This is a genomic window from Nonomuraea angiospora, from assembly GCF_014873145.1.
In the GTDB taxonomy this organism is placed as follows: Bacteria; Actinomycetota; Actinomycetes; order Streptosporangiales; family Streptosporangiaceae; genus Nonomuraea; species Nonomuraea angiospora.
This window is the reverse complement of the sequence record NZ_JADBEK010000001.1, coordinates 12,968,331-12,990,735: the sequence shown is the minus strand read 5'-3', so window position 1 is coordinate 12,990,735 and position 22,405 is coordinate 12,968,331. Positions and strand designations below refer to the sequence as shown.

Below are 22,405 nucleotides of genomic sequence, written 5' to 3'. Positions count from 1 at the left end.
GGTCGCTCCGGCGTCAGTCGAACGTCGTCGAGATCTCGTGCCAGCCGCCCGGCGCGATCTTCGCGGCCGCCTCGGGCCCCCAGGAGCCCCGCTCGTACGGCAGCGGCCGCTCCGGCAGGTCCAGCACCCGCCGGACGATCCGCCACGACTCCTCCACCAGGTCGAACCTGGCGAAGCGCCGCGGGTCGCCGCTGACGGCGTCGGCCAGCACGCGCTCGTAGGCGGCCTCCATCGGCCCGAGCACCTTGGTGAAGTCGACGCTGACCGGCACCGGCCTGGTGTGCTGCTTGCCCGGCTCCTTGGCCAGCAGGTCGAAGGTGACCCCCGCGTCCGGCTGGAGCCGGAACCTGATGAGGTTGGGCCCGGGGGGCGCGTCGCCTCCGTGGAACATCGTCACCGGCGGCTTGCGCAGCTCGGCGACGATCTCCAGGTCGGTGGTCGGCAGCCCCTTGCCGGAGCGGATGCACCACGGCACGCCGGCCCAGCGCCAGTTGTCGATGTAGGCGCGCAGGGCGACGAACGTCTCGGTGGTGGAGCCGGGCCGCACGCCGCCGGTGTCGAGGTAGCCGGAGTATTGGCCACGTACGACGTCGGCGGGGTCGATGGCCTGCACGGCGCGCAGCACCCGCCACTTCTCGTCGAGCTGGGCACGGGCGTCGGTGGACGGCGGCGGGTCCATGGCGAGGATGGCCAGCAGCTGCAGCAGGTGGTTCTGCACCACGTCGCGGATCGTGCCGTTGGCGTCGTAGAAGGCTCCGCGGTCGCGCACGTCGAAGTCCTCGGCCATGGTGATCTGGACGCTGCGGATGTGGCTGCGGTTCCAGATGGGCTCCAGCAGCGTGTTGGCGAACCGGAACACCATGAGGTCCTCGACCGGCTCCTTGGCCAGGAAGTGGTCGACCCGCCGCACGTGGTCCTCGTCGAAGTGCTTGAGCAGCTCCTCGTTGAGCTCGCGGGCCGAGGCGAGGTCGTGGCCGAACGGCTTCTCCACGACGAGCCGGGCGTCGTGGTTGAGCCCGGCCCCGGCCAGCCCCTCGGCGACCGTGGCGAACAGCGCCGGCGGCACCGCGAGGTAGTGGACGAGGAAGCCCTTGCCCGCCGTCTCCTCGCGGAGCCTGGCGAACGTCTCGGGGTCGCGGTAGTCGCCCGCGACCAGCCGCAGGTTGCCGGCGAGCTTGTCGAAGGCCGCGTCGTGCACGCCGCCGACGGCCTGGCGGGCGTGCTCGCGCAGCCCGTCGAGGCCGAGGTCGGTCTTGGCCACGCAGATGATGGGCAGGTCGAGCCGGTTGTCGGCGGTCAGGCGGTAGAGGGCGGGCAGGATCATCTTGCGCGCGAGGTCGCCGGTGACGCCGAACAGCACCAGCGCCCCCGCCCGCTCCACCCCCCGCCTGTGCTCGTTGGCGGACGCGTGGCGCATGTCAGGCCCGCCTTCCGCGCAGCTCGCGGTATCTGCGCACGAGCTGTTCGGTGGAGGCGTCGGGGAGCCCGGTGGGCGGGTCCTCGGAGGTGAGCGCGGGCGCCAGGTCGAGCGCCATCTTCTTGCCCAGCTCGACGCCCCACTGGTCGAAGGAGTCGATGCCCCAGATCGTGCCCTCGACGAACACGATGTGCTCGTAGAGCGCCACGAGCTGGCCCAGCGTCGAGGGGGTCAGCTTGGGCGCGAGGATCGTGGAGGTGGGCCGGTTGCCGGGCATCACCTTGTGCGGCACGATCTCGGGCGGCGTGCCCTCGGCGGCGATCTCGTCGGCCGTCTTGCCGAAGGCCAGCGCCGAGGTCTGGGCGAGGAGGTTGGCGGTGAGCTGGTCGTGCATGCCCTCGCGGTCCTCGAACGGCTCGGCGAAGCCGATGAAGTCGGCGGGCACGAGCCGGGTGCCCTGGTGGAGGAGCTGGTAGAAGGCGTGCTGCCCGTTGGTGCCCGGCTCGCCCCAGAAGATCTCGCCGGTGGCGACCGGGACGGGGGTGCCGTCGGCGCGCACGGACTTGCCGTTGGACTCCATCGTGAGCTGCTGCAGGTAGGCGGGGAAGCGGTGCAGCCGCTGGCTGTAGGGCAGCACGGCGCGGGTCTCGGCGCCGAAGAAGTCGTTATACCAGATGCCCAGCAGGCCCATCAGCACCGGCATGTTGGCCTCGAACGGGGCGGTGCGGAAGTGCTCGTCGATGGTGTGGAAACCGGCCAGCATCTCGCGGAACCGCTCGGGGCCGATCGCGATCATCAGGGAGAGGCCGATGGCGCCGTCGTAGGAGTAGCGGCCGCCGACCCAGTCCCAGAAGCCGAACATGTTGTCGGTGTCGATGCCGAACTCGGCGACCTTGGCGGCGTTGGTGGAGACGGCCACGAAGTGCTTGGACACCGCGTCCTCGCCCAGCGCCTCGACCAGCCAGGCGCGGGCGACGCGGGCGTTGGTGAGCGTCTCGAGCGTGGTGAAGGTCTTGGAGCTGACCACGAACAGCGTGGTCGCGGGGTCGAGGCCGGCGAGGTTGCCGGTGATGTCGGCGGGGTCGATGTTGGAGACGAACCTGGCCGCCACGCCCGCGTCGGCGTAGTCGCGCAGCGCCTCGTAGGCCATGGCGGGGCCGAGGTCGGAGCCGCCGATGCCGATGTTGACCACGGTCTCGATGGGCTTGCCGGTGGCGCCCTTCCACTCCTTGGACCTGACCCGATCGGCGAAGGCGCTCATCTTCTCGAGCACGGCGTGCACGTCGGCGACGACGTCCTGCCCGTCGACGACCAGCTCGGCGGAGCGCGGCAGGCGGAGCGCGACGTGCAGGACGGCGCGGTCCTCGCTGACGTTGATGTGCTCGCCGCCGAACATCGCGGCGATCCGCTCGCGCAGCCCCACCCGCTCGGCCAGGGCCACCAGCAGGTCGATCGTCTCGCCGGTGGCGCGCTGCTTGGCGTAGTCGAGGAAGAGGTCGCCGGCGGTCACGGTCATGCGCCCGGCGCGGCCCGGGTCCTCCGCGAACAGCTCCCGCAGCTGCCTGCCCGCCAGCTCCTCATGGTGCTTGCCGAGAGCCGCCCACTCCTGGCTCTGGGTGATGTCGCCGTTCACGCTTCCTCCTCGTGTCGCCAAACCGGATCACCATTGTCCCCGCCGACGGGGAACCCGCTCGTCTGACCGACGCACGAGTGTCGTGCTTCGTTAGGACCGGGCGTCAGCCAGCTTCGCAGATCTGCCATGGGAACCGCTTACCCACGGGGGTTCATTCCGCGCACGGCGGAGCGGAGTTTTTGGGGCTCAGTGGGATTCGCGGCCCACGTGGTCGCCGCTGGAGCCGATGAGGAAGTCGAGGTCGGCGCCGCGGTCGGCCTGGGTGACGTGCTCCACGTAGAGGCGCTCCCAGCCGCGTACGGGCCGGGCGTGCCCGATCTTCACCGGCTCTCTGGCGGCCAGCTCGGCGTCGGGGAGGTCCACGTCGAGCCGCCGGGCGGCCACGTCGAGCACGATCGGGTCGCCGGTGCGCACCTTCGCCAGCGGACCGCCGGCCGCCGCCTCGGGCGCGGCGTGCAGGACGACCGTGCCGTACGCGGTGCCGCTCATGCGGGCGTCGCTGATGCGCACCATGTCGCGCACGCCCTTCTCCAGCAGCTTGGCGGGCAGCGGCAGGTTGCCCACCTCGGGCATGCCGGGGTAGCCCTTGGGGCCGCAGCCGCGCAGCACGAGCACCGAGGTCTCGTCGATGTCGAGGTCGGGCGAGTCGAGGCGGGCGTACACGTCCTCGATGCTGTCGAAGACGACGGCCCGGCCGCGGTGGCGCAGCAGCTCGGGCGAGGCGGCGGCGGGCTTGATCACCGCGCCGCCGGGGGCGAGGTTGCCGCGCAGGACGGCGATGCCGGCGTCGGGCAGCAGCGGGTCGGAGCGGCGCCTGATGACGCTCTCGTCCCAGATCTCCGCCCCGGCGAGGTGCTCGACGAGGGGGCGGCCCGTGACGGTGATCGCCTCCGGGTCGAGCAGGTCCTCGACCTCCTTGAGCACGGCCGCCAGGCCGCCCGCCCGGAACAGGTCGTCCATCAGGTGGCGTCCGGCGGGCTGGAGGTCCACGAGCAGCGGCACCCCGGCGCCGGTGCGGTCGAAGTCGTCCAGGGTGAGGTCCACGCCGAGCCGGCCGGCGACGGCCAGCAGGTGGACGACGGCGTTGGTGGAGCCGCCGACGGCGGCCAGGGTCACGATGGCGTTGAGGAACGAGGCCCTGGTCATGACCTGGCTGGGGCGGCGGCCCTGAAGGACGAGGTCCACGGCCAGGCGGCCGGTCTCGTGGGAGCGTTCGAGCAGGCGGCTGTCGGGGGCGGGGGTGCCCGCGGTGCCGGGGATCGTCATGCCCAGGGCCTCGGCCATGCAGGCCATGGTGGAGGCGGTGCCCATCGTGTTGCAGTGGCCGCGGCTGCGGATCATGGACGACTCGGAGCGCAGGAACGCCTCGCGCGACAGCGTGCCCGCGCGTACCTCCTCGCTGAGGCGCCACACGTCGGTGCCGCAGCCGAGCGGCGCGCCGCGGAAGTGCCCCGTCAGCATGGGGCCGCCGGGCATCACGACGGCGGGCAGGTCCACGGAGGAGGCGGCCATGAGCAGCGACGGGATGGTCTTGTCGCAGCCGCCGAGCAGCACCACGCCGTCGATGGGGTTGGCGCGCAGCATCTCCTCGGTGGCCATGGCGGCCAGGTTGCGCCAGAGCATGGCGGTGGGGCGCACGTTGGTCTCGCCCAAGGAGACGACCGGCAGGTTGAGCGGCACACCGCCGGCCTCCCAGACGCCGTTGGCGACGCTCCCGGCGACCTCGTCCAGGTGGGAGTTGCAGGGGGTGAGGTCGGAGGCGGTGTTGGCGATCGCGATGTGCGGCTTGCCGCCCTCGAACGCCTCGCGGGGCAGGCCGCGCCGCATCCATGCCCGGTGGATGTAGGAGTTGCGGTCGTCACCCGAATACCAGCGCGAACTCCTGAATGCCATATTCGGCACCTTATCCGGCGTATAGGGGATTCAGCACGTTCTGTGGAGGAAGCAGCAGAGGATGGACCATATCGACGCGTACTGGCGGGCGGCGAACTACCTGTCGGTCGGGCAGATCTACCTGCTGGACAATCCGCTGCTGAGCGAGCCGCTGCGGCCCGAGCACATCAAGCCGCGCCTGCTCGGCCACTGGGGCACCACGCCGGGGCTGAACTTCTGCTTCGCCCACCTCAACCGGGTGATCCGGGAGCGGGACCAGGACATGATCTACATCGCCGGTCCCGGGCACGGCGGCCCCGCCGCGGTGGCGCACGCGTGGCTGGAGGGCACCTACTCGGAGCGTTATCCGGACGTCTCGCAGGACGTGGAGGGCATGCGGCGGCTGTTCCGCCAGTTCTCCTTCCCCGGCGGGATCCCGAGCCACGTGGCGCCCGAGACGCCGGGGTCGATCCACGAGGGCGGGGAGCTGGGATATTCGCTCGCGCACGCGTACGGGGCCGCATTCGACAACCCCGACCTGGTCGTGGCCTGCGTCATCGGCGACGGCGAGGCCGAGACGGGCCCGCTCGCGGCGAGCTGGCACTCCAACAAGTTCACCGACCGCGACCGCGACGGCATCGTGCTGCCCATCCTGCACCTGAACGGCTACAAGATCGCCAACCCCACCGTGCTCGCCCGCATACCGGAAACCGAGCTGCTCAAGCTCATGGAGGGCTACGGCTACAGCCCGCACGTGGTGGGGCCGGATCACCAGGAGATGGCCCGCACCCTGGACACGGTCTTCGACCGGATGGCCGCCTACAAGCAGGGCAGGGCCGACCGGCTGCCGATGATCGTCCTGCGGACGCCGAAGGGCTGGACGGGGCCGCGCGAGGTGGACGGCAAGCAGGTCGAGGGCACCTGGCGGGCGCACCAGGTGCCGCTGCCCAACGTCCGCGAGAACGCCGCCCACCTGGCCATGCTCGAGCAGTGGATGCGCTCGTACCGGCCGGAGGAGCTGTTCGACTCCGGCGGCGCCCCCGTGCGGGAGGTCCTGGAGACCGTGCCGCGCGGCAACCGCCGGATGAGCGCCAACCCGCACGCCAACGGCGGCGAACTGCTGGAGCCGCTGCGGCTGCCGGACTTCCGCCGGCTCGCGGTCGAGGTCAAGGCGCCCGCCGGGCAGTCGAGCGAGCCGACGCGGGTGCTGGGCGGGTTCCTGCGCGATGTGATCATCGCCAACCCGCGGACGTTCCGGCTGATGGGGCCGGACGAGACCGCGTCGAACCGGCTCTCGGCCGTGTTCGAGGCCACCGACCGGGCGTGGAACGCCGAGGTGCTGCCGACGGACGAGCACCTGGCCCCCGGCGGCCGGGTGATGGAGGTGCTGAGCGAGCACCTGTGCCAGGGCTGGCTGGAGGGCTACCTGCTGACCGGCAGGCACGGGCTGTTCAACTGCTACGAGGCGTTCATCCACATCGTGGACGCCATGTTCAACCAGCACGCGAAATGGCTGGAGTCCTCGCAGAAGATCTCCTGGCGGCGGCCCGTCGCCTCGCTCAACTACCTGCTGTCCTCCCACGTGTGGCGGCAGGACCACAACGGCTTCAGCCACCAAGACCCGGGCTTCCTCGACGTGGTGATCAACAAGAAGGCGTCCGTGGTGCGGGTCTACCTGCCGCCGGACGCCAACACGCTGCTGTCGGTCGCCGACCACTGCCTGCGCTCGCGCGACTACGTCAACGTGATCGTGGCGGGCAAGCAGCCGGTGCTGGACCTGTTCACGATGGAGGAGGCCATCGCGCACAACACGCGCGGCCTGGGCATCCTGCCGTGGGCCTCCACCGACGAGGGCGTCGCGCCGGACGTGGTGCTGGCCTGCGCGGGCGACGTGCCCACCCAGGAGACGCTCGCCGCCGCCGCGATCCTGCGCGAGCACCTGCCCGAGCTGAGAGTACGGGTCGTCAACGTGGTGGACCTCATGCGCCTCCAGCCACCCACGGAGCACCCGCACGGCATGTCGGACGCCGAGTTCGACGCCCTCTTCACCGCCGACAAGCCGGTCGTGTTCGACTTCCACGGCTACCCGTCGCTGATCCACCAGCTCACCTACCGCCGCAACGGCCACGACAACATCCACGTGCGCGGCTACAAGGAGGAGGGCACCACGACGACGCCGTTCGACATGGCCATGATGAACGACATCGACCGCTTCCACCTGGTCATGGACGTCATCGACCGGGTGCCCGGGCTCGGCACCACGGCGGCGCACCTGCGCCAGCGCATGAGTGACGAGCGGCTGCGGGCCCGCGCCCACACGCGGGAGACCGGCGAGGACACCCCCGAGATCAGGTCGTGGACGTGGCCGGGCGCATCCTCGTACTGAACACGGGCTCGTCGTCCATCAAGTACGAGCTCGTCGACGTCCACACCCGAGAGCGCCCGGCCAGGGGGCTGGTGGAGCGCATCGGCGAGGAGGGCGGGCGGCTGACCCACCACGCCGCGGGCCGGCCTCCTTACGTGTCGGAGGAGCCGTTCCCCGGGCACGAGGCGGGGCTGACCGCGGTCATGAAGGCGTTCGAGGCGGCGGGGCCGGAGCTGGACCCGGTCGCGGTCGGGCACCGCGTCGTGCACGGCGGGACCCGGTTCACCGAGGCGGTGCTCGTCGACGACGGCGTGATCGGGGCGATCGAGGAGCTGGCGCCGCTCGCGCCCCTGCACAATCCGGTCAGCCTCACCGGGATCCGGGTGGCGCGCGGCGCCTTCCCGGGGGTGCCGCAGGTGGCGGTGTTCGACACCGCGTTCCAGTTGGCGCTGCCGCCCGAGGCGTACACGTACGCGGTGCCGCGCGACTGGCGCGAGCGGCTCGGCGTGCGGCGCTTCGGCTTCCACGGCACCTCCTGCGCGTACGTCTCCCGCCGCGCCGCCGCCTTCCTGGGCCGCGATCCGGCCACCCTCAACCTCATCGTGCTGCACCTGGGCAACGGCGCCAGCGCGACCGCGATCTCCGGCGGGCGCAGCGTCGACACCTCCATGGGCCTGACGCCCCTGGAGGGGCTGGTCATGGGCACCCGCTCGGGCGACGTCGACCCCGCGCTCACCGGCTACCTGGCGCGCGTGAACGGGATGGACGCGCGGCAGGTGGAGAGCGGGCTCGACCGCCACGGCGGCCTGCTGGCGCTGGCCGGGACGGGCGACATGCGCGAGGTGCGCGCCCGCGACGACGCCGAGGCCCGGCTGGCCCTGGCGGTCTACACGCGGCGCATCCGCAAGTACGTCGGCGCCTACTACGCGCTGCTCGGGCGGGTGGACGCGATCGTGTTCACCGGCGGGGTCGGGGAGCACGACGCGGCCACCCGCGCCGAGTCCCTGTCCGGGCTCGACCGCCTCGGCGTCACCGTGGACCCCACGCTCAACCAGGCGGAATCGGCGCGGGAACGGGCGGTCTCGCCGTCGGGCGCGGAGGTGGCCGTGCTCGTCATCCCGACGGACGAGGAGTGGGAGATCGCCCGCCAGGCCCTCGCGCTGATCACGCGGGGATCATGACCGCCGGCGCGCGACGGCCGGCACCCAGAAGTCCACCGTCGTGCCCGCGCCGGGCGCGCCGCGGATGCTCCACCAGCCGCCGGCCGTCTCGGCCCGCTCGCGCATCTCGATCAGCCCGAAGTGGCCGTCCCTGCCGTCGCGGCGGGTGATCCCGACCCCGTCGTCGCGCACGCGGACGTGGACGCCCCCGTCGAGCGAGGCCAGCTCCACGGCGACGGCCACGGCCCCGGCGTGCTTGCGGACGTTCGTCAGGGCCTCCTGGCAGATGCGGAAGACGGTGATCGCGGTCTCGGCGGGCGGCTCGCCGTCCAGGCGGTTCACCAGCTCGTACGCCACCCCTGCCATCTCCCGCTCCAGGTACGAGGCGACCCCCTCCGCCAGCCCCTCACCGGGCAGGCGTAAGCGGAAGGCCAGGTCGCGCAGGCGCCCCACGGCGGCCTCGACGGCGTCGCCGAGCGCGCGGACGCCGGCCGCGTGCTCCTCGGGCAGGCCGTCCTCCATCGCCCGCAGCCGCATCCCGACGGCGACCATGGACTGGATGGTGTCGTCGTGCACGTCGGAGGCGATGCGGCGGCGCTCGCGCTCCTGGGCCTGGACCAGGCGGGCGAGCAGCAGGCCGCGCTCGTCCAGCGCCCTGGCCATGCTGCGCCGCTCGGTCAGGTCACGCGTCACCTTGCCGAACCCGCGCAGCTCGCCGCGCCCGTCGCGCAGCGCGGTGATGACCACGCTGGCCCAGAACCTGGTGCCGTCCTTGCGGACCCGCCATCCCTCCTCCTCCCAGCGGCCGTCCGCGGCGGCCGCCTCCAGCCCCCTGAACGGCTTGCCGGCCGCGACGTCCTCGTGCGGGTAGAAGACGGAGAAGTGGCTGCCGATGATCTCCTCGGCCGTGTATCCCTTGATGTGCTGGGCTCCGGCGTTCCAGCTCACGATCCTGCCGCGGGGGTCGAGCATGAAGATGGCGTAATCGCGGATGCTCTGGACAAGTAGCTCCATATCCGCTTGTGGAAGGTTATCCACGGCCATACTGCAGCTTTTCACGACGTGGCCCGATGGCCCAAACCTGCCCGCCAGGTTCAGCTGTCGGTAGCGCGGGCCTGGAGCGGGGCGAGGCGGGGCGCCAGCTCGCACCACACCACCTTTCCGCCCTCCTCTCCGTCGGCGGGCGTGATCCCCCAGCCGATGGACAGGAGCCGGACGACGTGCAGCCCCCAGCCGTTCGACGGACCGGGCTCGCGCGGCTCGGGCAGCCGCTCCCCCGCGTCGCCCACCTCGATCCGCACCCGTACCGCGCTGCCCCGCATCCTCAGGGACGGCGGGCCCTCGCCGTGCACGAGCGCGTTCGTCACCAGCTCCGACACCACGAGCAGGACGTCCTCGTGGTGGCCCCGGTAGCCGCACTCGGCCAGGGCCCGGCGCACGATCCGGCGCGCCGCCGTGATGCTGTCCATCTCCTTCGGCAGAGGCGTGTCCACCTGGTACTGCCCGGTCTTCTCGCTGACCACCCCTCTACTTTCGGGGAGCCATTATCCGATCACGAGACGCATCCGCCCCAAGGCGCCTGGTACACCTGTGGGACGCGAGATGGTGCAAATGCGTCAGTCGAGCAGCCCTTCCCTGCGCGCCAGCGCGACCGCCTCCAGCTTGGACCTCGCGCCCAACTTCTCCAGCACGTGCTGCACGTGGTTGCGCGCCGTGTTGCGGGCCACGCCGAGCCGTTCGCCGATCTCGCGCGCGCCCATGCCCTCGGCCAGGAGCAGCAGCGTCTCCCGCTCGCGACCCGTCAGCGCGGACCCCACGCGCCCCGCGCGACCGGTCAGCCGGTCCAGCACCCCGGGCAGCAGCCCGGGCGCGAACACCACCCCGCCGGCCGCCACCTCCCGCACCGCCGATTCCAGCTCCCCCAGCCGGGACGACTTCACCACCAGCCCGGCGCCACCGGCCGCCACCGCCCGGGCCGCCACGGAAACGGTCGCCTCGCCGGTCAGCACCAGCACCCGCGCCCTGGGCGCCGCCGCCGCCAGCCGCCCGATGGCCGCGATCCCGTCGCCGTCGGGCAGCCGCCGGTCGAGCACGACGACGTCCGGCTGGAACCTGCCGGTCTCGGCCACCGCCCCGGCGACGCTGCCGGTCTGGGCCACCACCTCGATGTCGGGCACCCGCTCCAGCGCCAGCCCGATGGCCTCGGCGACCATGGCGTGGTCCTCCACGAGAACCACCCGGATCGAAGGGGGAGTCGCCATGTCTGCCTCTGTCCGCGGTCTCCCGGCCCGCACGGGGCGCACGCCTGCCCGGCGCCATGAGCAGTGTCCCACGGCCCGCGCCCGTGGCCAACGGCGCCGTACGCTCACGGCTTCCAGGGCAGGCGGCGGTGCTTGAAGGTCGGGTACTTGGTCTCCCAGTAGCGCCAGCCCTCGACCCTGGCGGGGATGTTGGCGTATCCGCTGGCGACCCTGACGTCGCGGCACGTGCCCATCACCCGCCAGGCCGACCAGCCGACGCGGTAGCCGAAGACCCGGTACCACAGATGGCCGTACATCCCCTTGGTGATCTCCCGGCTGTATTCGTGGCCGGTGAAGACCATGTGACGCTCTTCGAGGTGCGGAAGGCCCATCCGGCGGAAGTGGCGGAGCTGGCGGACCAGGTTGGCGGCGTTGACGCCCTCCGGCCGCTCGGTCTCGATGTCGAACGCCCGCTCGTTCTCGGTCTCCAGGAACGCGCGGACCTCGTGCTCCCGGGTGACCGACGCCGTGACCGTGCCGCCGGGGCCGTCCACGTAGTTGGTGCGGGGCAGGAAGAAGTTCCGCGGAGAGAGCGTGTGCACCTTGAAGAACAGGTGCGGGCTGCATCTGTCACCGTGGATGAGAGGGAAGCGGCGGTGGCGGCGACGGCGGTCGAGGTTGTCGGCGGTTCCGGGGGTGGTGGCGGCGGGGGCGGTTTCGGCGGTGCCGGCGGCTTCGCCGGATTCGGCGGTGCGCTCGATGCTCTCGGGATCGTCTTGCGCTCTCGCCGCCGGCACCAGGGCGGCGACCAGGGCCATCGAAAGTGAGCCGCTCATCGCCCATCTCATCGCGTGACGCGCCTTGGTCCGGGTGGAATTGGCTGGGGCAATTGTCCGTGAATTGGGAGTGGACATGTACCGTACCTTTCGGGATGCGTCAGGCCAGGGTCCGGCTGTGCCGCCCGCCGAGCGGGCCGACAAGATCGGTACGATGGTTACAGTTGCGGCGAGGCGCTCTTCAACGCCACGCCGCAGGCGAATATCCCATGCTGGGAAAGCGCCGGTGAAAAAGTGTCAATAGCAGGCCGTCTCTTTCACAAACGCACATCGCGCTGTTCCGGCGTCGCGGGGCCCTTGTCCCGAAGCGTCGGACAAGAGCTGGATGACCTGCTACGACGCCGATCGCGGGGCCGCCCGGACCGGCCAAATGGGTAATTCCCGATGGAAATCTGAGAATTTCTCCCGACCTTCCAGGAGAATATCGGCTGTGTCCTCCGCGTCGTCAGTGCTGCGCCTTGTGCGGGCCGTCGTGTTCGCGACGGTCTGCGGCGCGGTGTCGGCGGGCGGGCACGCGCTGGCGGGCGGCGGCCCGGTGCCGTTCCAGGTCTATCTGGCCGGGGTGCTGGCCGCGCTCGGGCTGGCGTACCTGGTCGACGGGCGCGAACGCGGCCCCGCGGCGGTGCTGGTGGCGACCGTGAGCACCCAGATGCTGATGCACCAGCTCTTCGAGCGGCTCACGCCCGCCGCCGACGCCGGTCCGGCGCACGGGCATCCCGCGCCCGGCATGGCGCTGGTCCATCTCACGATGGCGGCGCTGACGGCCTGGTGGCTGCACCGGGGCGAGCGCGCGCTGTGGCTCATGATCCGCCTGTACGGCGCGCCGCGGCCGATCGTCGCGCTGCCCGCCGCCGTCCCGGTCGAGGCCGGCCGGCCCTCGTGGCGGCCGGTCACCCCCTACCTGACCGCGTACGCGGGAAGGACCGTTTCCGGCGCGATCCTCAGGCGAGGCCCACCCCACGGGCCCGGGCGCTTCGGCTGACCCACAAGTCCCTTGGCGCGCCCGGCGGGGCGCGTACCCTTGCCTGTGTCCGGACGGCGCCGCGCGCGCGTCCGGGAGATCGTTCTGGAGACCCATCATGGCGTTCCTGCCACGGCACATCATCGGGGCGGCGCTCGCGTGCGCCCTCATCCTGATATTCCCGGCGTCGCCGGCGTTCGCGCACGACGCGCTCAAGAGCAGCTCGCCTGCCAAGAACTCCCAGGTCGGCTCGGTCGACGAGATCGAGCTCGAATACAGCGCGAGCGTGAAGTTCCCGTTCGTCGTGCTGCACGACGCGGCGGGCAAGGAGGTCCTGCTCGGCAAGCCGGTGCTCGACGGGCCGAAAGTGCTCACCGACGTCCCGCAGCCGCTCCCGCCGGGCCCGTACGTCATCGCCTGGCGGGTCGTTTCGTCCGACGGGCATCCCATTGAGGGCGAAATCCCCTTCAGCGTGAAAGGATCACCTTCTCCATCGGCTTCGCCCTCGTCCATCGGCGGGGGGCCGACGGCGAGCACGCCGCCCCAGGCGGTCGGGTCCGCCGCGGCGGCCGGCGAGCGGCCCGCGGCCTCCGCGGGGGTTCCCGGCTGGATCTGGGGCGGGCTGGCGGTGCTTGTCGTGCTGGGCGCGTTCGTTCTGATCCGGACCGCGCGCCGCGGCCCAGATCGGGAGGAAGTTGATGCGGATTGAGGAAGCCAGACAGATCGCTCGGCAGTGGGTGCTGGAGGAAGGCGCCGCGCTGCCGGGCTTCGACGGGGCCTTCCTGACCGGGTCGGCCCTGTGGGCCGACCCGGCCGCCGAGCTGGCCGCGACCTCGGACGTGGACGTCGTCGTGATCGCGGACCAGCCCGCCCGGCTGGGCAAGTTCGCCTACCGCGGGGTCCTGCTGGAGGTCTCCTCCGTCTCCGAGGTGGGCTCCACGCACGAGGTGCTGAGCGACTACCACCTGGCCGGCAGCTTCCACCTGCCCTGCGTGCTGGCCGACCCGTCCGGGCGGCTGACCGAGATCCAGCGGGTGGTCTCGCGCGACTTCGCCGAGCGGCCGTGGATCCTGGCCCGGTGCACCAACGCCATGGACCGGGTGCGCGGGTTCATCAACGGCATCGACGAGCGGGCGCCCCTGCCCGACCAGGTCAACTCGTGGCTGTTCGGCACCGGGGTGACCACCCACGTGCTGCTGGTGGCGGCGCTGCGCAACCCCACGATCCGGCGCCGCTACGTGGCTGTGCGCGAGCTGCTCGCCGAGCACGGCCGGCTGGACTTCCACGAGAGCCTGCTCGAACTCCTGGGCGCCGCCCACCTGAGCGCGGCCCGGGTCGAGCGGCACCTGGCCGTGCTGGAGAAGGTGTTCGACGCCGCGGCGGCCGTCCGCGTCCCCTCCTACCCGTTCGACTCGGACATCACCCCGCCGGCGCGGCCCATCGCCATCGACGGCACCCGCGAGCTCATCCGGCGCGGCCTGCACCGGGAGGCGGTCTTCTGGCTGGTGGCCACCTACGCCCGCTGCCTGGCCAAGCGGGCCGCGGCGGGCGAGCACGGGTACGAGGACGGCTTCCGCGAGCTGCTGGCCGACCTGGGGGCGGAGACGCGCCGGGACCGGCGCCGCAAGGGGGACCTGGTCCTGGCGGCGCTGCCCGGCGTGTGGCAGACCGCGATGGCCCTGTGTTAGGGCCTCAGGCCACGTAGGGGGTGGTCCGGCGGGCGTCCCGCAGCACCCTGCTCCACCAGCCGAGCTGATCGAGCAGCGCCTTGGCGGCGACGTCGGGCCCCTCCGGGTCCAGCAGCTCGCCGTCGGGGCCGAACCGGCTCCAGTGCTGGTCGAAGCTGATCGTGTTGCGGATCGTCACGGCGTGCACCTCGGCGAAGACCGGCCGCAGGTGCTCGGCCGCCCGCACCCCGCCGCCGAACCCGCCGTAGGAGACGAGCGCGACCGGCTTGGCCATCCAGGCCGTGAAGTGCCAGTCGATGGCGCTCTTGAGCGAGGCCGGGAAACTGTGGTTGTACTCCGGCGTCACCACCGCGAACGCGTCCGCCGCCGCCAGCCGCGCGGCCAGCCGCCTGAGCGCCGCCGGGCGGGACTCCACGTCGGCCAGTTCCTCGGGGGTGGCGGGCATCACCGCGGGCAGCGGCGTCAGCGCCAGGTCGATCACGTCGAGGTCGAACAGCCCGTGCGTGCGCGCCCGCTCCGTGAGCCACTCGGTGATCCTGGGGCCGAACCGCCCTTCGCGAACGCTGCCGGTGATCACTGCCAATGTCATGTTCTCCATGCGTCACAGGCTCGTGGACGCCGGGCAGGCGAGGGAGGCCGGGCTGAGACTGGCCCTCGCGGGGCCACGATACGGGCCGGGCTGCGGGCCTAGACTCGTGGACCGTGGGTGACAACGAACTGGGGGCGTTCCTGCGCTCCCGCCGGGAGGCCGTCAAGCCCGAGGACGTCGGGCTGCCCGGCGGCCCGCGGCGGCGCACGCCGGGGCTGCGCAGGTCCGAGCTGGCCACTCTGGCGGGCCTGAGCGTCGAATACCTGACCAGGCTGGAGCAGGGCCGCGACCGCAACCCGTCCACGCAGGTGCTCATCACGCTGGCCGAGGCGCTGCGGCTGACGCAGGAGGAGCGCGTCCACGTGCGTCAGCTGGCCAAGGTGGCCAGCGGCGACGTGCGGCTGTGCCCGGGCGCGGCCCAGGCTCCGGCCCGCAGGGTGCGCCCGACGGTGCGAGCGGTGCTCGACCGGCTCGAGCCCGCGCCTGCCGTGCTGCTCAACCGGGTGAGCGAGGTGCTCGCCCGCACCTCGGGGTTCGAGCGGCTGTACGGCCCGGTGGGGCTGCTCGACGGCGATCCGCCCAACCTGGTCAGGTACGTGTTCGCCGACGCGCGGGCCAGGGCCGCCTACCCCGACTGGGACCGCGTGGCCGACGAGCACGCGGCCGCGCTCAAGCTGGCGGCCACCAAGGCCGACCCGTTCACGGAGGAGCTGGTCGCGGAGCTGTCGTTCGCGGCGGGCGAGGCGTTCAGCGGGCGACTGGCCCGGCCGCCCGTCCCGCTGGCGCCGGCCCCCGTGCAACGGCTGGCGCATCCGGTGGCCGGGGAGCTGCGGCTCCAGCGCGAGCAGCTGGAGCTCTCCTACGACGACCAGCGGGTGGTCGTCTACCTGCCGGCCGACGCCGCCACCTCGGCCGCGCTCGACCGCCTGACCGGCCGCCTCCCGGGCGCCCTGCGCGCCGTCAGCGGCTGAGCGCCGCTACGCGCGGCGCAGCGACCTGGTCAGGCCCGCGGCGATCGTGGTGGCCAGCACCCAGCCGGCGGCGATCAGCCCGTACGCGAGCCACTGCGTCCCGCCGAGCGGGTTGAACGCCTTCTCCTGCCCGAAGTCGACGATCGGCAGCAGCAGGTCCAGCGTGTAGACGAGCGGGTGGAACGGCGGCGCCTCCCCCGCCTTCAGCGGCGGCGGCGCGGCCAGGCCGAACACGGTCGTGCCCACGGCCAGGAGCGCCAGCAGCCAGGCGGCCGCGCGTAAGGGGCGGAAGCCGTACCCGACGGTGACGTCCTGGAGGTGGCCCCAGAGCCCGGCGTACCACGGGAGGGTGGCGCGCCGCCGCTGCTGGCCGGCCAGGAGCGTGTCGCGGGCGTCGGCGTCGCGGCCCAGCCGCCGGTACATGGCGGCGAGCTGCTCGTACGCGTGCGGCAGGTAGCCCTCGGGATCCCTGCTCAGCCAGCCGAGCCGTCCGGCGGCGGGCAGCATGGGGTCGAGCACCTCGTACGCGAGCCCGTCCATGCGCATCGCGTCCGGCCAGACGCCGGGGTCGTCGCGCAGGACGCCGATGCGCGCGTGGCGCAGCTCCACCGTGCCCCGGACGGGGACGGCGGTGCGCAGGGCCAGCTCGCGCGCCTCCACCCGCCAGCATTTGAGCGCCACCTGGCCGGGGGCCTCCAGCGTGGCGTCGTCGAAGCACAGGCGGCTGCCGACCTGGGCGTTGGTCAGCCGGACCCGGCCCTGCGCCGAGAAGCCGGCGCAGAGGTTGAGGACCTTGCCGACCGTGATGCCGTTGGCGGTCAGGGCCGAGCCGCCGGGGTTGGCCAGCCGGGCGCCCTCGAAGTGGGCGGGGCCGGTGACGGAGGCGTCGAGCAGGCTGATCTCGCCCTCCACGCTCATCCCCTCGCGGGCGTGCAGGGCGCCGTCCACCGTGAGGCCGTCTCCGAACAGGGCCACGCCGCCCGGGTTGCGGAGGGTGGCGCCGTCGAGGTTGAGCGAACGGGCGACGGCGGCGCTCTCCAGGCGTACCTGGCCCTCGGCCTCGACCAGGGACAGGGACAGGCCGCCCTCGGCGTTGAGCCCGCCCCCGCGCACGGCGAGGCCGCCCGGGTTGCGCAGGCGCGAGCCGCGCAGCGTGATCGGCCCGCCGACGCGGGCGAAGCGCACGGAGATCTCCCCGTCGGCGGTCACCCCCCGCGCGAACAGGCCCGCCTGGGCGGTCAGGTTGGACGCGCCGAAGGCCATGCCGCCGGGCGCGTGCAGGCGGGCGTCGTCGAGGTTGACGGCGGCGCCGATCCGCGCCGCCGTGAAGAAGATCTCGCCGTGGCTGCTGAAGCCGTCCTGGGCCGCCAGGTTGCCCCCGATGTCGAGGTGCTCGCCGTTGACGACGGTCCCGCCCGGGTTGTCCAGGTGGGCGCGGTTGAGGTTGAGGTTGCCGCTGACGCGCGCGCCGGACAGGCGCAGCTCGCCGGTGACGTGGCAGCCGGCCAGGCGCAGGTTGCCGTCCACCTGGATGTTGGAGGCGATCAGGCCGGGCAGCGTGGAGCCGCTCAGGCTGAGGAACCGGGTGCGCGCCTGGTACAGGTCGGGCGCCTCGTCGAAGGCGCACTGCTCAAGGGTGATCGGGAAGCCGATCTCGGCGAAGGCCAGGTGGAGCAGGCCGGTGATCCGGGCGCCGATGAGGCGCAGGGCGGGCTTGGGCCCGTGGTGCTCGCCGAGGAGCACCTCGGCCAGGGCCTGCGCGCGCACCGCCGGGTCGAGGTCGCCCGAGCGCAGGTCGACCTGCCCGCCGTGGGGCAGGGCTTCGGCCACGGCCCGCTCGGCCGGGAGGAGATCGGTGATTTTCACACGGACATACTGGGGCCGTCCGCCCGGGATCCGCAGCCGATCGCGGGGGCCGACTACTCGCGCACGTCGAGCCCCAGGGCGCCGGCCACGACCGTCGCCTGGAAGGGGTCGATGATCGCGTTCTTGAGCGTGACGGTGAGCGGGTCGAGCGTGCTCAAGTCGCTGCCGCGCAAATCACACCGCGTCAGGTCGGCGCCGCGCAGCGACGCCCCCGACAGGTCGGCCCGCAGCAGCTGGGCGCCCTCCAGCCGGGCGCCCGACAGGTCGGCCTCGCGCAGCCGGGTGCCGCGGAAGACGCTGCCCCGCAGGTCGGCGCCGGCCAGGCCGGCGTAGGACCAGTCGCCGCCCTCGACCTTGAGCAGCCCGTACGTGCACCCGTCGAACACGCTGCCGGTCAGCTTGCACCCGTCGAACGTCGCGTCGAAGAACGAGCAGCGCGTGAACGCGCAGTTGACGAAGCGGGCGTCGTCGTGGACCGACACGTTGAAGCGCACGTTGCTGAAGTGGCACTCCTCGAAGGAGGAGCCGTGGTCGACCAGCTCGGTCATGTCCACGTCCTGGAACAGCACCCGGCGATGGCTCTCGCCGGAGATCTCCACGCTGTCCCAGTCGGTGGACCAGATCGTCTTCTCGGTGGGCTGGGTCATGCGAACAAACTAGCGGATCAGGACCGCTTGGCGATGGAGGTGATGAGCGGTTGCACGAGCTTGGCCGCCAGGGGCCCGAAGGCCGCCAGGATGAGGACGTACGCCGCCGCCAGCGCGCCCAGGTCGGGATGGGCGCCCGCGCCCACCGCCAGGCCCGCGATGACGATGTTGAACTCACCGCGCGGGATGAGCGCGATGCCCGCCCGCGCCTGGCCGGCCTTGCCGATGCCCGCCCGCCTGGCCGCGTACGCGCCGGTCAGCAGCTTGGTGACCATGCTGACCACCGCGAGCAGCGCGGCCAGCCCCGCCACCGGCAGGATCTTCGCCGGATCGGTCTGGAGACCGAAGAAGACGAAGAACACCGCCGCGAACAGGTCGCGCAGCGGCGCCAGCAGCGCCTGCGCGTCCTCGGCGAGTTCGCCGGACAGCGCGATGCCGACCAGGAACGCGCCGACCGCCGCCGACACGTTCAGCTGCTGGGCGAGCCCGGCCACGAGCAGGGCGAGCCCGACCACCTTGAGCAGCAGCACCTCGTTGTTGGGGCTGGACACGAACGACTCGATGAAGCGCCCGAACTTGAGCGCCACGACCAGCACCGCGCTCACGGTCAGCAGAGCAACGCCGACGGCGACCGCCCCGCTGGCCAGGCTCAGCCCGGCCAGGATGGTCGTCAGGATCGGCAGGTAGACGGCCATCGTCAGGTCTTCGAAGACCAGCAGCGACAGCACCGTCGGCGTCTCCCGGTTACCGATCCACCCCAGGTCGGACAGCACCTTGGCGGTGATGCCGGAGGAGGTGGCGTACGTGACGCCGGCCATGGCCACGGCCGCGACCGGGCCCCAGCCCAGCAGCAGCGCGCAGATCGCGCCGGGGGCGGCGTTCAGCACCAGGTCGACGATGCCCGCGCGGATGTTGCCGGTCAGGCTGGTGACCAGTTCGTCGGCGTTGTACTCCAGGCCGAGCGTCAGCAGCAGCAGGACGACGCCCAGCTCCGCGCCGACGCCGACGAAGTCGTCGCTGGTCGCCAGCGGCAGCACCCCGCCGGTACCGAACGCCAGGCCGGCGATCAGGTAGAGCGGGATGGGAGAGATGCCCACGCGCAGCGCGAGGGCGCCCAGGATTCCCAGGGCGAGGACAATGGCACCGAACTCGAGAAAGAGGATCGCGGTGTGATGCACCCGCGGTCCTACCCGTCCGCCAGGATGCCGGCCACCTCGGCGGTGGTGTCCTCGCTGCCCACGACGACCACGACGTCGCCCGCGGCGAACACGAAGTCGGGGCCGGGGCTGGCGAAGACCCGCCCGCTGCGCACGACTGCCACGATGGAGGCGCTGGTACGGGTCCGCACGCGGGCGTCGCCCATGGGACGCCCGGCGTAGGGGGAGCCGTCCGGGACGGGCATCTGCACGCTGACCAGGCCCTCGACCTGCTCGTGCAGCTGGTTGAGCCGCTGCACGATGCGCGGGGCGCCGAGGAGCTCGGCCAGGGCGTCGGCCTCCTCGTCGTTGAGCTTGACCACGTGGCAGACGGCGTCGGGGTCGTCCGCGTCGTAGATCACCAGGTCCCGGCGGCCGGTGCGATGGGACACGACGCCGACCCGCTGCCCTTTACGGGTGGTGAAGTCATGCCGTAGCCCGATTCCCGGCAGCGCTGTCTGTTCGACCTCCACCTATCCCCACCCGTTCAGATCCGCCTATTTGCGACTAAACCCTACCAACACCTGCTTATGGCCTCTGCTCCGCAGCGGCGGGCTCGGTCGCCCTCGATGCCGCCGCGCGGAGCGGGCGTCCGGCCTCGTGCAAGTGCCGCATTGCCTGGCCCCACGACGCGAACAGGCCGCATTCGACGTAGTCGACGCCCAACTGCTCGCAGTACTCGCGGACGATGGGCTGCGCCCTGCGCAGGTTCGCGGTCGGCATGCTGGGGAACAGGTGGTGCTCGATCTGGTAGTTCAGGCCGCCGAGCGCGGCGTTGACCAGGCGCCCGCCGCGTACGTTGCGGGAGGTCAGGACCTGGCGGCGGAGGAAGTCCAGCTCGTCCTCGGCGGTCAGGACCGGCATGCCCTTGTGGTTGGGCGCGAACGTGCAGCCGAGGTAGACGCCGTAGCAGGCCTGGTGCACGACCACGAACAGCAGCGCCATGCCGAAGGGCAGCACCAGGAAGACCGCCCCCAGGTAGGCGAGCACGTGCGCGCTCAGCAGCGCCCCTTCGAGCCTTCTGCTCTTGAGGGAGGGGCGGCGCAGCGCGCGGAAGCTCGACAGCTTCAGGTTCAGGCCTTCGAGGGTGAGCAGCGGGAAGAACAGGAACGCCTGCCAGCGCCCGATGAACCGGGGCAGCCCGCGCGCCTCCTCGGCCTGCTTCTGCGACCAGATCAGGATGTCGGGCGCGACGTCGGGGTCGTGCTCCTCGTGGTTGGGGTTGGCGTGGTGACGCGTGTGCTTGTCCATCCACCAGCCGTAGCTGAGCCCGACGGCCAGGTTGCCCACCAGCAGCCCGGCGATCCTGCTGGTGCGCCGCGACCGGGAGATCTGCCCGTGCGCCAGATCGTGGGCCAGGAGCGTCACCTGCGCGAAGGCCACGGCCAGCAGCACCGCGACCGGGAGCTGCCACCAGGAGTCCCCGACCAGGGCGAACAGCGCCCAGCTTCCGGCGAACAGGCCGGCTACCAGCCCGATCCTGGCCACGTAGTAGCCTGGCCGCTTGTCCAGCAGCCCCGCCTCGGCGATGCGGCGTGACAGCCTCGCGAAGTCGCTGCCGCGCTGAACGGCGGCGGTCCTCACAGTCCCCACATTTCTCTCCGATGCTGACGAGTCGTATGCGATCACTCATCAGCATCGCGAGAGACGGCGGTCCGGCGGACCCCCGCTATCACCCGTTCTCTTGGTAGGGCACGCCCTACCATCGGGGGCGCCCGATGGGCGCCCCCGCCGCCTGGGGACAGGGCCGGTCCATCGCACTCAGCGTGGCACTGGACGACCTCACCTGATGGGGAATGGCGGGCGGCGGGGACACCGGCTCAGATCGGCTGCAGGGCCGCGGCGTCGCCGTAGATGTGCAGCTCCGGCCGGAAGGCCGCGAGGTAGGCGCCCCGGTCGTGGAAGGTCGAGGCCAGGGCGTCCCCGTAGTCGATCAGCTGCCTGTGGGCTTCCCTGCGGGGCTCGTAGCGGGCGGACAGCAGCCGCTCCAGCAGGTCCGCGTCGCCGCCGGCCGCGCAGATGACGTCGGCCAGGAGCTCGGCGTCGTGCAGCGTGTAGCTCATGCCCATCCCGGTCATGGGGTGGCAGGCGAACGCGGCCGAGCCCAGCAGCGCCGCGTTGCCCTTGTGGTACTCCGCCACCCGCATCGAGGAGACCTTGATCGGCTGCCAGGTCGCGGGCTGCAGGACGTTGAAGGCGTCCGAGCTGTCGGTGACGAACTTCTTCAGCTCGTCGAGCAGCGCGGGGATGCCGTCCTGGAAGATCTCCTTGTCGTCCTCGGGGGGCAGGCCGACGAACACCCTGGCCTGGTCCCGGTTGATCGGATAGAGGTAGGCGAACCAGCCTTCCGAGCTGAAGTACAGCCGGTTGAGCTGGGCGACGCTGGCGGTCAGCGGGACGGTGGCCACCCGCATCAGCAGCCGGTCGTACGGCAGCGTGCGCTGCTCGATGTCGAGCGCCTGCCGTACGGCCGACCTGGTGCCGTCGGCGCCGATCACGACGCCGGCCCGCAGCCTGCGCCCGTTGGAGAGCGTCAGCTCCTCCACGCGCCCGTCGCCGACCGCGATCTCGTCGATGCCGGCGTCGAACCAGAACTCGACGCCCTCCATGACGCAGCTCGTGTAGATGAGCTCGACCAGCTCCCGGTAGGGGCGGACGAGGAAGCCTCCCTCCGGGAAGCGGCACTCCTGGATGGGGTCGCCGTCGTGGTAGTAGCGGACGGTGTCGCGCCTGAGGCCATGGCGCCCGACGAGGTCGGCCAGCCCGTGCCGGGCCAGCACCCGGAGCCCGGGGGGCTTGAGGAAGTCCGCGCCGGCACTGGGGATCGACGGTCCCTGCTCGATGACGACGACGCGCTGTCCGCGGCGACCCAGCAGCAAGGCGAGGAAGCAGCCGCCGAGCCCGGCGCCGACGATCGCTACGTCGCACGATGTGGTTGCCATGACGAGAGCCCTTTCGAATGGT

The 22,405-nt window shown here is 72.1% G+C and carries 20 protein-coding genes; 6 read left to right on the top strand and 14 right to left on the bottom strand.

Annotated features, from left to right (window positions below; genetic code table 11):
• Positions 1-13: 13 nt before the first annotated feature.
• The 3 genes from zwf to H4W80_RS59495 form a co-directional block, all read right to left on the bottom strand.
• Positions 14-1,417: a glucose-6-phosphate dehydrogenase gene (gene zwf, locus H4W80_RS59505; RefSeq protein ID WP_192793093.1), complete on the bottom strand. Its 1,404-nt coding sequence runs from the start codon at positions 1,415-1,417 to the stop codon at positions 14-16.
• Between the two features lies 1 nt (position 1,418).
• Positions 1,419-3,050 carry a glucose-6-phosphate isomerase gene (pgi, locus tag H4W80_RS59500; protein ID WP_192793092.1) on the bottom strand — a complete coding sequence of 544 codons (1,632 nt, stop codon included), beginning with the start codon at positions 3,048-3,050 and terminating at the stop codon, positions 1,419-1,421.
• Positions 3,051-3,236: 186 nt separating this feature from the next.
• Positions 3,237-4,943 (bottom strand): dihydroxy-acid dehydratase, encoded by a 1,707-nt coding sequence (locus H4W80_RS59495; protein WP_192793091.1) that lies wholly within the window; start codon positions 4,941-4,943, stop codon positions 3,237-3,239.
• 61 nt (positions 4,944-5,004) lie between these two features.
• Here H4W80_RS59495 and H4W80_RS59490 point away from each other — a divergent pair, with 61 nt between their 5' ends.
• Both H4W80_RS59490 and H4W80_RS59485 read left to right on the top strand, forming a co-directional pair.
• Positions 5,005-7,308: a phosphoketolase family protein gene (locus H4W80_RS59490; protein WP_192793090.1), complete on the top strand. Its 2,304-nt coding sequence runs from the start codon at positions 5,005-5,007 to the stop codon at positions 7,306-7,308.
• Entirely contained in the window at positions 7,284-8,468 is a 1,185-nt protein-coding gene (locus tag H4W80_RS59485) for an acetate/propionate family kinase (protein WP_192793089.1), read from the top strand. Before H4W80_RS59490 ends, H4W80_RS59485 begins: the two co-directional genes overlap by 25 nt.
• On the opposite strand, the gene H4W80_RS59480 is transcribed toward H4W80_RS59485, so the two are convergent.
• The 4 genes from H4W80_RS59480 to H4W80_RS59465 form a co-directional block, all read right to left on the bottom strand.
• Positions 8,463-9,461 (bottom strand): PAS domain-containing sensor histidine kinase, encoded by a 999-nt coding sequence (locus H4W80_RS59480; RefSeq protein ID WP_225964302.1) that lies wholly within the window; start codon positions 9,459-9,461, stop codon positions 8,463-8,465. The two genes, H4W80_RS59485 and H4W80_RS59480, sit on opposite strands and share 6 nt — an antisense overlap.
• An 80-nt stretch (positions 9,462-9,541) precedes the next feature.
• A complete protein-coding gene (locus H4W80_RS59475; protein WP_192793087.1) occupies positions 9,542-9,970 on the bottom strand; it encodes an ATP-binding protein in 429 nt (142 codons plus the stop codon).
• 93 nt (positions 9,971-10,063) lie between these two features.
• Positions 10,064-10,708: a response regulator transcription factor gene (locus H4W80_RS59470; protein ID WP_192793086.1), complete on the bottom strand. Its 645-nt coding sequence runs from the start codon at positions 10,706-10,708 to the stop codon at positions 10,064-10,066.
• Positions 10,709-10,812: 104 nt separating this feature from the next.
• Positions 10,813-11,523, bottom strand: a complete 711-nt coding sequence (locus tag H4W80_RS59465; protein WP_192793085.1) for a hypothetical protein — start codon at positions 11,521-11,523, stop codon at positions 10,813-10,815.
• 430 nt (positions 11,524-11,953) lie between these two features.
• Between H4W80_RS59465 and H4W80_RS59460 the strand changes: the two genes are divergently transcribed.
• The 3 genes from H4W80_RS59460 to H4W80_RS59450 all read left to right on the top strand — a co-directional run bounded on the left by H4W80_RS59460 (position 11,954) and on the right by H4W80_RS59450 (position 14,172).
• Complete coding sequence (locus H4W80_RS59460) at positions 11,954-12,505, top strand: hypothetical protein (RefSeq protein ID WP_192793084.1); 552 nt, start codon at positions 11,954-11,956, stop codon at positions 12,503-12,505.
• 97 nt (positions 12,506-12,602) lie between these two features.
• A complete protein-coding gene (locus H4W80_RS59455; RefSeq protein ID WP_192793083.1) occupies positions 12,603-13,193 on the top strand; it encodes a copper resistance CopC family protein in 591 nt (196 codons plus the stop codon).
• Positions 13,183-14,172, top strand: coding sequence for a hypothetical protein (locus H4W80_RS59450; RefSeq protein WP_192793082.1), 990 nt, complete (start codon positions 13,183-13,185; stop codon positions 14,170-14,172). The genes H4W80_RS59455 and H4W80_RS59450 overlap by 11 nt, the downstream gene beginning before the upstream one ends.
• 4 nt (positions 14,173-14,176) lie before the next feature.
• Here H4W80_RS59450 and H4W80_RS59445 read toward each other — a convergent pair whose 3' ends face one another.
• On the bottom strand, positions 14,177-14,761 hold the full coding sequence (locus H4W80_RS59445; protein WP_318787587.1) for an NADPH-dependent FMN reductase: 585 nt from the start codon (positions 14,759-14,761) through the stop codon (positions 14,177-14,179).
• Positions 14,762-14,874: 113 nt separating this feature from the next.
• On the opposite strand from H4W80_RS59445, the gene H4W80_RS59440 reads away from it, so the two are divergent.
• Complete coding sequence (locus tag H4W80_RS59440) at positions 14,875-15,732, top strand: helix-turn-helix domain-containing protein (RefSeq protein WP_192793080.1); 858 nt, start codon at positions 14,875-14,877, stop codon at positions 15,730-15,732.
• Positions 15,733-15,738: 6 nt separating this feature from the next.
• On the opposite strand, the gene H4W80_RS59435 is transcribed toward H4W80_RS59440, so the two are convergent.
• The 6 genes from H4W80_RS59435 to H4W80_RS59410 all read right to left on the bottom strand — a co-directional run bounded on the left by H4W80_RS59435 (position 15,739) and on the right by H4W80_RS59410 (position 22,383).
• Entirely contained in the window at positions 15,739-17,598 is a 1,860-nt protein-coding gene (locus H4W80_RS59435) for a translocation/assembly module TamB domain-containing protein (protein ID WP_192793079.1), read from the bottom strand.
• Between the two features lie 53 nt (positions 17,599-17,651).
• Positions 17,652-18,245 carry a pentapeptide repeat-containing protein gene (locus H4W80_RS59430; RefSeq protein WP_192793078.1) on the bottom strand — a complete coding sequence of 198 codons (594 nt, stop codon included), beginning with the start codon at positions 18,243-18,245 and terminating at the stop codon, positions 17,652-17,654.
• A gap of 17 nt (positions 18,246-18,262) precedes the next feature.
• Positions 18,263-19,423 (bottom strand): cation:proton antiporter, encoded by a 1,161-nt coding sequence (locus H4W80_RS59425; RefSeq protein ID WP_192793077.1) that lies wholly within the window; start codon positions 19,421-19,423, stop codon positions 18,263-18,265.
• A gap of 8 nt (positions 19,424-19,431) precedes the next feature.
• The gene (locus H4W80_RS59420) at positions 19,432-19,914 is read right to left on the bottom strand and encodes a cation:proton antiporter regulatory subunit (RefSeq protein WP_192793076.1); all 483 of its coding nucleotides are present in this window, start codon (positions 19,912-19,914) and stop codon (positions 19,432-19,434) included.
• A gap of 55 nt (positions 19,915-19,969) precedes the next feature.
• Positions 19,970-21,025 (bottom strand): fatty acid desaturase family protein, encoded by a 1,056-nt coding sequence (locus H4W80_RS59415; RefSeq protein WP_192793075.1) that lies wholly within the window; start codon positions 21,023-21,025, stop codon positions 19,970-19,972.
• 236 nt (positions 21,026-21,261) lie between these two features.
• Entirely contained in the window at positions 21,262-22,383 is a 1,122-nt protein-coding gene (locus H4W80_RS59410; RefSeq protein WP_192793074.1) for an FAD-dependent monooxygenase, read from the bottom strand.
• Between the last annotated feature and the right edge of the window lie 22 nt (positions 22,384-22,405).

Excerpts from the sequence above, each read along its gene's own strand:
- H4W80_RS59465 (WP_192793085.1), bottom strand. The coding sequence starts at position 11,523 with ATGAGCGGCTCACTTTCGATGGCCCTGGTCGCCGCCCTGGTGCCGGCG.
- H4W80_RS59445 (WP_318787587.1), bottom strand. The coding sequence starts at position 14,761 with ATGACATTGGCAGTGATCACCGGCAGCGTTCGCGAAGGGCGGTTCGGC.
- zwf (WP_192793093.1), bottom strand. The coding sequence starts at position 1,417 with ATGCGCCACGCGTCCGCCAACGAGCACAGGCGGGGGGTGGAGCGGGCG.
- H4W80_RS59410 (WP_192793074.1), bottom strand. The coding sequence starts at position 22,383 with ATGGCAACCACATCGTGCGACGTAGCGATCGTCGGCGCCGGGCTCGGC.
- H4W80_RS59430 (WP_192793078.1), bottom strand. The coding sequence starts at position 18,245 with ATGACCCAGCCCACCGAGAAGACGATCTGGTCCACCGACTGGGACAGC.
- H4W80_RS59495 (WP_192793091.1), bottom strand. The coding sequence starts at position 4,943 with ATGGCATTCAGGAGTTCGCGCTGGTATTCGGGTGACGACCGCAACTCC.
- H4W80_RS59480 (WP_225964302.1), bottom strand. The coding sequence starts at position 9,461 with ATGGAGCTACTTGTCCAGAGCATCCGCGATTACGCCATCTTCATGCTC.
- H4W80_RS59455 (WP_192793083.1), top strand. The coding sequence starts at position 12,603 with ATGGCGTTCCTGCCACGGCACATCATCGGGGCGGCGCTCGCGTGCGCC.
- H4W80_RS59470 (WP_192793086.1), bottom strand. The coding sequence starts at position 10,708 with ATGGCGACTCCCCCTTCGATCCGGGTGGTTCTCGTGGAGGACCACGCC.
- H4W80_RS59490 (WP_192793090.1), top strand. The coding sequence starts at position 5,005 with ATGGACCATATCGACGCGTACTGGCGGGCGGCGAACTACCTGTCGGTC.
- H4W80_RS59450 (WP_192793082.1), top strand. The coding sequence starts at position 13,183 with ATGCGGATTGAGGAAGCCAGACAGATCGCTCGGCAGTGGGTGCTGGAG.